At 45.9% G+C, this 8,598-nt stretch carries 6 protein-coding genes; 2 read left to right on the top strand and 4 right to left on the bottom strand.

Going from position 1 to position 8,598, the window contains the following annotated elements; all coding sequences use genetic code 11:
- Window positions 1-131: 131 nt before the first annotated feature.
- Window positions 132-605, bottom strand: a complete 474-nt coding sequence (gene rlmH / locus MUY27_RS18535; RefSeq protein WP_245132575.1) for a 23S rRNA (pseudouridine(1915)-N(3))-methyltransferase RlmH — start codon at window positions 603-605, stop codon at window positions 132-134.
- Window positions 606-672: 67 nt separating this feature from the next.
- On the opposite strand from rlmH, the gene MUY27_RS18530 reads away from it, so the two are divergent.
- A complete protein-coding gene (locus tag MUY27_RS18530) occupies window positions 673-2,490 on the top strand; it encodes a MutS-related protein (protein WP_245132573.1) in 1,818 nt (605 codons plus the stop codon).
- 69 nt (window positions 2,491-2,559) lie between these two features.
- Here MUY27_RS18530 and MUY27_RS18525 read toward each other — a convergent pair whose 3' ends face one another.
- Window positions 2,560-5,097, bottom strand: coding sequence for a TonB-dependent receptor (locus MUY27_RS18525; RefSeq protein WP_245132571.1), 2,538 nt, complete (start codon window positions 5,095-5,097; stop codon window positions 2,560-2,562).
- A 263-nt stretch (window positions 5,098-5,360) separates the two neighbouring features.
- Between MUY27_RS18525 and pruA the strand changes: the two genes are divergently transcribed.
- Window positions 5,361-6,995, top strand: coding sequence for an L-glutamate gamma-semialdehyde dehydrogenase (gene pruA / locus MUY27_RS18520; protein WP_245132569.1), 1,635 nt, complete (start codon window positions 5,361-5,363; stop codon window positions 6,993-6,995).
- Window positions 6,996-7,172: 177 nt separating this feature from the next.
- Here pruA and can read toward each other — a convergent pair whose 3' ends face one another.
- Together can and MUY27_RS18510 are read right to left on the bottom strand one after the other, a co-directional pair.
- Window positions 7,173-7,835 carry a carbonate dehydratase gene (gene can, locus MUY27_RS18515; protein WP_245132567.1) on the bottom strand — a complete coding sequence of 221 codons (663 nt, stop codon included), beginning with the start codon at window positions 7,833-7,835 and terminating at the stop codon, window positions 7,173-7,175.
- A gap of 5 nt (window positions 7,836-7,840) precedes the next feature.
- Window positions 7,841-8,587, bottom strand: a complete 747-nt coding sequence (locus MUY27_RS18510) for a YoaK family protein (protein WP_245132565.1) — start codon at window positions 8,585-8,587, stop codon at window positions 7,841-7,843.
- Between the last annotated feature and the right edge of the window lie 11 nt (window positions 8,588-8,598).

Raw genomic sequence — 8,598 nt, 5'->3', positions numbered from 1 at the left:
CCCACAAAGTGATGAGATAAAAGCTGCGTCAGCCGGGTTTGCACAAAATAAGCTATATTCACAGAACCCATCTGACAACTTTTAAAACCTACCAACTGTCAGATCAAGTTGTGGCTATTACACATTTATTGTTATTGATGATGATAGGGCTCGCCTTTTATAATCGTATACGCGCGGTACAATTGCTCTACAAAAAACAGGCGTACCATCTGATGCGAGAACGTCATCCGCGAAAGCGATAGTTTATCATTCGCTCTACGATAAACCTCGTCATCAAAACCGTAAGGGCCGCCAATCACAAACACCACATGCTGCACAGAACCCAATGCTTTTTTATCCAGGTAAGCGGCAAACTGCGGCGAAGTCAGCTCCAGGCCTTTTTCATCCAGCAGCACCAGGAAGTCGGTTACCGTCACCTTTTTTAGAATCAGCTCTGCTTCTTTACTTTTCTGCTGATCTTCTGACAAGGCCTTGGTATTTTTAAGTTCGGGCAATTCCACCACTTCTACCTTCACATAATGTTTAAGCCTTTTCAGGTACTTTTCAATCCCTTCCTTCAGGTAGTTGTCTTCCGTTTTACCAACCGTAAGCAGCGTTACTTTCATAATGCAAATTAACGCGAAACGGATAAATGATTAACGCAAATACTTTAATTTGTGCCCAACCTCTGCCATGCAAGAAAAAATCATCGATCAGTACCAGTCCAACGCTGCCGAAGCGAGCCAACAGTTTAACAAGTATGAACGCCAGGTTAATCTTTATTCGGTGTTTCGGCTTATTGATTTCCTGTTGCTGCTGGCTTCTGTGTACTATGCTGTAAAATGGGGCGACCTGCTCTTTTTCGCCCTAAGCTTCGTCGTACTCGGCCTTGCGTTCGCCTGGCTGGTGAAGAAGCAAAGCCTATTTGAGCAGCAAAAGAAATATTTCGCCGCGCTGAAAGCGGTTAATATGAACGAGGTGGACAGTATGGCTAACCGCGGTAACATCTATTCAAACGGAAGCCAGTTTTATGATGAAAAGCACTTCTATACTTCGGATCTGGATATTTTTGGTTCGCGCTCGCTTTATCAGTTAGTTAACCGGGCTGCCACCTACCGCGGTAACCAAACCCTTTCCGCATGGCTTCAAAAAGCCGCCGACCGCGATACGATTATTGCCCGGCAGGATGCGATTAAAGAATTGGCCGCTAAAAACGACTGGAAGCTGGACGTTCAAGCTTTGCTGCTCTTTAATAAAAACGAACAAACAGACCAGTTAAAGCAATTTCTGCGGTACCTGCAAACTCCGCTGAACCTACCCGGAGAAAAATGGCTCACGGTCTACAGTAAAGTTGCACCACTGGTGATGCTCGGGCTGATTGGCTTGTCGTTCTTCTATCCATTAGGATCAGTAGTGGCGCTTGTAGGGTTGGGTAATGTGGCCCTGGTAGGCTCACGTATAAAATTTATACAGCAGGTAAGCCTGTCTTCAGATAAAATGGCGGAGACCTTAAATAACTATGCTGCTGTATTTGAGCGGATAGAAAACGAACCCTGGGGCGCCCCGCTGAACAAACAGCTTTCTGAAGAAGTAAGCTCGGGGCATGGCTTAACCACTTCTGCCAAGATAAAGCAATTGTACCGGCTTATTGACAAGTTCAACTACCGATTGAATATGCTGGTCGGCTTTTTCCTGAACGCTTTTTTATTGTGGGACATCCGCCAGATCATTGCCATCGAAAACTGGAAACGACAATACCAGCACGATTTTGAAAAGGCTTTCGAGGTGGTGAGCGAGTTCGAAGCATTAATAAGCCTGACCAGTCTACACATCAACTACCCTGAGTGGTGTTTCCCCCAAATAGCCGTCGGAAACGGATATACGCTGACTGCCGCGGCAATCGCCCACCCGCTGATAGACGAAACCACCAGGGTTGCCAACGATTACCTGATGGCGGATACCTTTGGCATTGATATCATTACCGGTTCGAATATGGCCGGGAAAAGTACGTTCTTGCGGACTCTCGGCATTAATACCGTATTGGCATTAGCCGGCGCACCGGCTTGTGCTGCAGAGATGGAAGTTTCAGTGATCAGCCTCTTCACTTATATGCGCATCAAAGATTCTTTAAATGAAAGTACCTCTACATTTAAAGCAGAGCTTGACCGGCTGCAGATGCTGTTGAATGCCGTACAGGGCGACGAAAAAATATTTTTCCTGGTAGATGAAATGCTGCGCGGCACCAACTCGACCGACAAATACCTTGGTTCCAAAGCAGTGATAGAAAACCTGATCAGCCATCAGGGTGTTGGCCTTGTTGCCACGCACGATTTGCAATTGGCCCAACTGGAGCAAAAATATCCGGGCTATGTCCGCAATTTCTATTTCGACATCGAGGTAAAAGATGATGAAATGCTGTTTGATTACAAATTAAAGCCCGGCGAATGCAAAACCTTTAACGCGTTACTACTGCTAAAAAGAATCGGTATCGACACCACTGCACTGGATTAAAATAGAAAAGCCACCCCTTTTTTGAAGGGATGGCTTGGAATAAGGTTTTAGCTTGAAGCCCCGTTAATATTATCTGCCGCCGCTTGGACCGCCAGTGCCTGCACCAGCGCCACCGCCCATGCCACCATTCTGATCGCCTTGTTTCAAGTCGTCATTATTGATCACCTTTTTCTGGTTCTGCTGTCCGTAAGTAATCTTACCGAAGTTATAGGTAAATGATACGCCGAACGAGCGTAGCGGATAAGAAATATTCTGTGTTTGTGAGAAGTTCTGACCAGCTGTTTTGGTATCCAGGTGCAGGTATTTCTGGAATGGAGACAGGGCATTCAAACCTAATGTCAGTTTTTTGGCAATTACCTCTTTCTTCAACCCAAAACCAAACAGGTTGAATGCCGGGTTAGTACCCTGGATGGTACGGCGAGGCGAGTTGAATACTCCAAAACCTTCAACAGCCAAACCTTTAGGCAAAGTTAAACTGGCGCTTAAGAAGGCATTGTAGTTAAAGTATGTACCGGTACTGCTTTGCTGAGCGGCCAGGGCAGCATTGGTAGTTGTAGGGTGGTAGGTATAACCGTTGATACTACCGCGGATAGTTAAAATCTTGATCGGGTTAACAGAACCGAAGAAACTTGCACCTACTGATTTATTGGTACCGATGTTACGGTAAGTGGTACGGGTTACAGTACGGTTTTGCTGATCCGGATCCTGTATGGTTGAAATAATACCTTCGATCAGGCCATCAGTATAACGGTAGTAAGTAGACAGGTTGATCACCGAGCTGCCGATAAAGGTAGTATAGCCTAACTCTACACTCTGAGTTACTTCCGGCGCCAGGTTAGGGTTACCCTGGGTCTGGTTATCCTGGTTTGCACGGTTAATGAACGGATTCAGGAACTGCAGGCTTGGGCGCTGGATACGTTTGTTATAAGTCAACTTTAAAGTTTGTGTTGCAGTAAGGCTTTTAGAAATAATAAAGCTTGGCACAAACGTGGTGTAAGAGTTGGTAAACGGTGTCAGGCTATTTTGTATGCTGTTCTGTGGGTTACCTTTAATATCGGTATTCTCTACACGGGCACCTGCCTGGATAGAGTAACCTTTAGGCAGCGTATAGCTTAACACGGTGTAACCTGCATATACATTCTGGTTATAATCATACAGGTAAGAAGCCGTATCGTTCGGCAGGAAGGGACCTGTATTGCCCGGCTGTCTGAACACATCAGAATTACTGCTCAGTTTACGGAAGATACCTTTACCACCAGTCTCGATCTTAAATTTGTCGGTAACAGGCAAAGCATAATCTGCCTGGATGGTATACTCGTCGTTTTTACCATCGTTGCTGCCCATCTGGTTAGGTGTTTTGCTAACGTTAGCTGCTGCTACATTATAAAACATGGTGTTATAATCCTGGTTGATGGTGCTATGGCTCCACTGACCGGCAATATCCAATTGCTCGTCTTTCTTTTTAAACTTGTGGGTATAACCCGCGTTCCAGTCAAAACCGCCAAATTGCGCTTTTGAATAGTTGGTGCTGTTATAAGTAGCCGGGGTAAAACTGGTGTTGGTATTGATAGAAGTACCATCGTTACGCATACCGCCGCTGTTTAATCTTAAACTACTGGTAATGCTGTTATATTCGTTAAAGTCATAACTGCCGTTAACAGAACCGATCACGCCCTGGCGTTTGGTTTTTGAAGTGGCTTCCTGTGTACGAACCAGGGAACCGATGGTACTGTTAAAATCTACCAGCGCAGTTTGCGGCCACGCAAAGTTGGTACCTACGTTACCGCTTAAAGCAAAACGGTTGTGTTTGTAGTTAAGATTAACGTTACCATTGTTCTGGCGTGTACCAATACCGCCGGAAACAGAACCGTTAAGGCCAGAAACGTCGCGGCTTTTGGTGATGATGTTGATGATACCACCAGAACCTTCTGCATCATATTTAGCAGACGGTGAAGTAATTACCTCGATGTTCTTGATCTGGTCTGCAGGGATAGTTTTCAATACATCAGCCAGGCTGGTTGATAATGCCCCTGAAGGTTTACCGTTAATTAAAACGCGTACGTTCTGGTCACCACGAAGCGAAGGATTACCGTCAATATCAACAGAAACCAAAGGCACTTTACGCAAAACGTCTGTTGCATTACCGCCGGTGCTTGTCAGGTCTTTCTCTGCGTTGTAAACGATTTTGTCAATCTTGTTCTCAACAACAGGCGCTTGTCCTGCTATTACCACCTCTTTTAAAGATTTAGCACTTGGCGCTACAATAACTGTACCTACGTTTTTATCTGGTTTAGAAGGGGTAGTCGTTACCGGATCAATGGTTTTGGTGGGATAACCAATGTAAGTGATCAGTAGCTTATAATTACCTGGTTTAATGTTATCAATTTTGAATGATCCCTTTCCGTCGGTCAACACGCCGTTAAGAGGCACTTTGCCGCCGCTGCGCATTAAGCTAACGGTGGCATAGTCAAGCGGCTTGCCTGAAATAGAATCTATAACTGTTCCGGAAATACGGCCCGTAACGGTAGAACCGCCGCCCAGTCCCATCTGCGCCTTCGCCGAAATTACAGAACAAAAAATTGCAAAAAGTAAAACTATACGTTTCATTAAATAATGATTTTTTGAATTAGAGGGCGAAAGTATTTAAATGTTACAGGCAGATCCTCGTAAAGCTGTAAAATTCTCATTTGTAACTACATTTGTTACACAGGCCTCTCACTAGCCCTCTCTCCAAAGGAGCGGGAATTTTAAGTCCTTCCGCCATGAACCAGCAGCACCTCGCGTAACTTACAGCACACTATCAAATTTACGCAGGAGCCACACATTACGACTGCTTTAAGCTTATCTTTGCACCAACCAAAATATCAGCTATGCTAAAAGGATTTTTTAATGTGCCTGCGCCCGTTAACGAACCCGTATTAAATTACGGCCCGCGTAGTGTAGAACGTGCCGCACTGAAGGCCGCTCTTACCGAAGCACGCAGTCAGCAACTTGACATACCTATGTACATCGGCAACGAACAGGTACGCACAGGTAAAACGTTTGAAATACGCCCCCCACATGACCATAAGCACGTGCTGGCCACTTATCACGAAGGTGATGCGAGCCACGTTGAGGCGGCAATTACTGCTGCCTTAGCTGCAAAGGATGCCTGGGAAAACCTGGCATGGGAAGATCGCGCTGCCATATTCCTGAAAGCGGCAGACCTGATCGCCGGTCCTTACCGCGCCAGGATCAACGCGGCGACCATGCTTGGCCAAAGCAAAAATGCCTACCAGGCAGAAATAGATTCGGCCTGTGAACTGATAGATTTCCTGCGGTTCAACGTGCATTTCATGACCGAGATTTACCAGCAGCAGCCACAAAGCGCCAAAGGTATCTGGAACCGGTTAGAGTACCGTCCGTTAGAAGGTTTCGTGTTCGCTATTACGCCTTTTAACTTTACCGCTATTGCCGGAAACCTTTGTGCTGCGCCAGCGTTAATGGGTAACGTAGTGGTTTGGAAACCTGCGCCAACGCAGATCTATGCCGCTAATGTAATTATGCAGGTGTTCCTGGAAGCCGGTTTACCTGCGGGCGTAGTTAACCTGATCTACACCGACGGCCCGGTTGCAGGTGATGTAATTTTCCGTCACCCCGAGTTTGCAGGTTTGCATTTCACCGGCTCTACCGGCGTTTTCCAGAACCTTTGGAAGACCATCGGCGAAAATATCCATTTGTATAAATCATACCCGCGCATTGTCGGCGAAACCGGTGGTAAAGACTTTGTGCTGGCCCACCCGAGTGCCGATATAGACGTACTGAACGTTGCTTTGCTGCGCGGCGCTTTTGAATACCAGGGACAGAAATGTTCCGCTGCGTCAAGGGCATACATTCCGCAGTCGCTGTGGCCTGCCTTGCAGGAAAAACTTGTTGCCGAAATGGCTACTTTTAAAGTTGGTCCGGTTGAAGACTTCGAGAACTTTATCAACGCGGTGATCGACGAGCGTTCTTTTGATAAACTGGCGAAGTATATTGATAACGCCATGGCTGATCCTGATGTTGAAGTTGTTTCGGGCGGTACTTATGATAAAAGCCAGGGATGGTTCATCACGCCGACTGTTCTGCGTGTACAGGATCCGTTTTATGTAACCATGTGCGAAGAACTCTTCGGCCCGGTATTAACCGTTTATGTGTATGAAGACCAGGAGTTTGATAAGATGCTGGAAATTATCGAGAAGACCGGTAAATACGCGCTGACGGGTTCTATCATCGCGCAGGACCGTTATGCGGTTAGCAAAGCAACGCATGGCTTACGTAATGCCGCTGGTAACTTCTACGTGAACGACAAACCGACAGGTGCAGTAGTGGGTCAGCAGCCATTCGGCGGCGCCCGCGGTTCCGGCACGAATGATAAAGCCGGTTCTATGTTAAACCTGTTACGCTGGGTATCTCCGCGTACGATCAAAGAAACCTTTGATCCGCCGAAAGATTACCGCTACCCGTTTTTGAATAAAGAGGTTTAGTTTTTAGGAAATATATTGTAAAGGCGCGCCAGATGGCGCGCCTTTTTGTTAATATCAGAGCATCGCTGATTTATCTTGCATAATCTAATTCAGAAGATTGCCGCGCTGCTATCGCAGCTCGCAAAGACAATCTTGAATCTTGTTTCTGGCCTCTTATTTCTGGCTTCTCCAATAGTGCTATTCAAACTTAAATACACCGCTGATGTCATCGCCATTAGTGCGGCTAACTTTCAGGTCTTTAATGAAACCTGTTTTCAGCGAGTATACCCAACCGTGTACACTTAACGTCTGTTCGTTTTTCCAGGCGTTTTGAACGATAGAGGTTTTGCAAAGGTTGTATACATTCTCCACCACGTTCAGTTCTACCAGGCGGTCTGCCCGTTGTTCTTCGTTTTCAATGGCATCTAATTCGGACGAATGCAAACGGTACACATCTTTGATGTGGCGGAGCCAGTTATCAATCAGCCCGAACTGTTTATGGCTCATAGCGGCAATTACGCCACCGCAACCATAATGCCCGGTCACAATCACGTGTTTTACTTTCAGCACGTTAACGGCATAGTCAAGTACAGACAGCATGTTCATATCTGAGTGGATCACCATGTTGGCGATATTCCGGTGAACAAATATCTCGCCCGGGTTAGTATTGGTGATCTGATTAGCAGGCACGCGGCTATCTGCACAACCGATCCATAAAACGGGCGGCTGCTGCCCAGATGCAAGCTTCGTAAAATAATCCGGGTCTTCTTTCAGTGTATCGGCTACAAACTGTTTGTTGCCGTTTAATAACGCATCGTAGCTGATGTCGTGTGTATGGTACTTTGTGGTTTTAGCGCACATAATTTTTAAGCATTAATGTTTTTCGATCGCCAGAAAAATCGTTCCAGTTTGTGCAACGCAATCGGCGATAAGTCATAGTAAATGATCGTTAGCAATATTACCGGAAAAATGTAAAACATTGCAAAATTGTAACGGTTGAAAAAATAACCGCCAATCACTCCACCTGTAATATAAAAGGTAAGAATGGTGAGGCGAATATAGATTTTATTTTTTGTGACATCCTTGCCTGATACGTTTGGATGAAAATATTCGGATACTTCTCCACCAAGGTCTGTAAACAAGCCGGTAAGGTGGCTGGTTTTAACCAAACCGCCGGAAACAGTGGAAACCATGCTGTTCTGCAAACCCATGGTAAACAGTAGAGTGCCTATCAAAATTTCGCGCTCCGTCTGCGAATCATTATAGAAATTATCGCCATAAATAGCAATAAGCACCAGCAGTACCACCTCAATAAAAACCGGCGTAGTATGCGCCCGGTATAAGCTCTTCCGCTCCAGCGAGCGTATAATAAAATTTGCGGTAAAGGCCCCTAAAAAGAACAGCAGCAACCATACCACAAACAATACCAGTTCCCTTATATTCTGCTCTACCACGTGATGGGCCAGTTTAGCTACATGGCCGGTAACATTGGTGGTAAAGGCCAGAAATGCAATAATACTGGCAACGTTTATCCCCCCTGAAACAAATGCAGTGGAAGAGGCCAGCATCAGGTTCTCCCGCAGCGATCTGTCGTTCTTTGCTTTTCGTAGCATAGATTAATTTA

Source organism: Mucilaginibacter straminoryzae (genome assembly GCF_022953055.1).
In the GTDB taxonomy this organism is placed as follows: domain Bacteria; phylum Bacteroidota; class Bacteroidia; order Sphingobacteriales; family Sphingobacteriaceae; genus Mucilaginibacter; species Mucilaginibacter straminoryzae.
The sequence above is the reverse complement of the archived record's forward strand: the minus strand, read 5'-3'. Positions and strand labels throughout refer to the sequence as shown.

Excerpts from the sequence above, each read along its gene's own strand:
- rlmH (WP_245132575.1), bottom strand. The coding sequence starts at position 605 with ATGAAAGTAACGCTGCTTACGGTTGGTAAAACGGAAGACAACTACCTG.
- MUY27_RS18530 (WP_245132573.1), top strand. The coding sequence starts at position 673 with ATGCAAGAAAAAATCATCGATCAGTACCAGTCCAACGCTGCCGAAGCG.
- MUY27_RS18525 (WP_245132571.1), bottom strand. The coding sequence starts at position 5,097 with ATGAAACGTATAGTTTTACTTTTTGCAATTTTTTGTTCTGTAATTTCG.
- pruA (WP_245132569.1), top strand. The coding sequence starts at position 5,361 with ATGCTAAAAGGATTTTTTAATGTGCCTGCGCCCGTTAACGAACCCGTA.
- can (WP_245132567.1), bottom strand. The coding sequence starts at position 7,835 with ATGTGCGCTAAAACCACAAAGTACCATACACACGACATCAGCTACGAT.
- MUY27_RS18510 (WP_245132565.1), bottom strand. The coding sequence starts at position 8,587 with ATGCTACGAAAAGCAAAGAACGACAGATCGCTGCGGGAGAACCTGATG.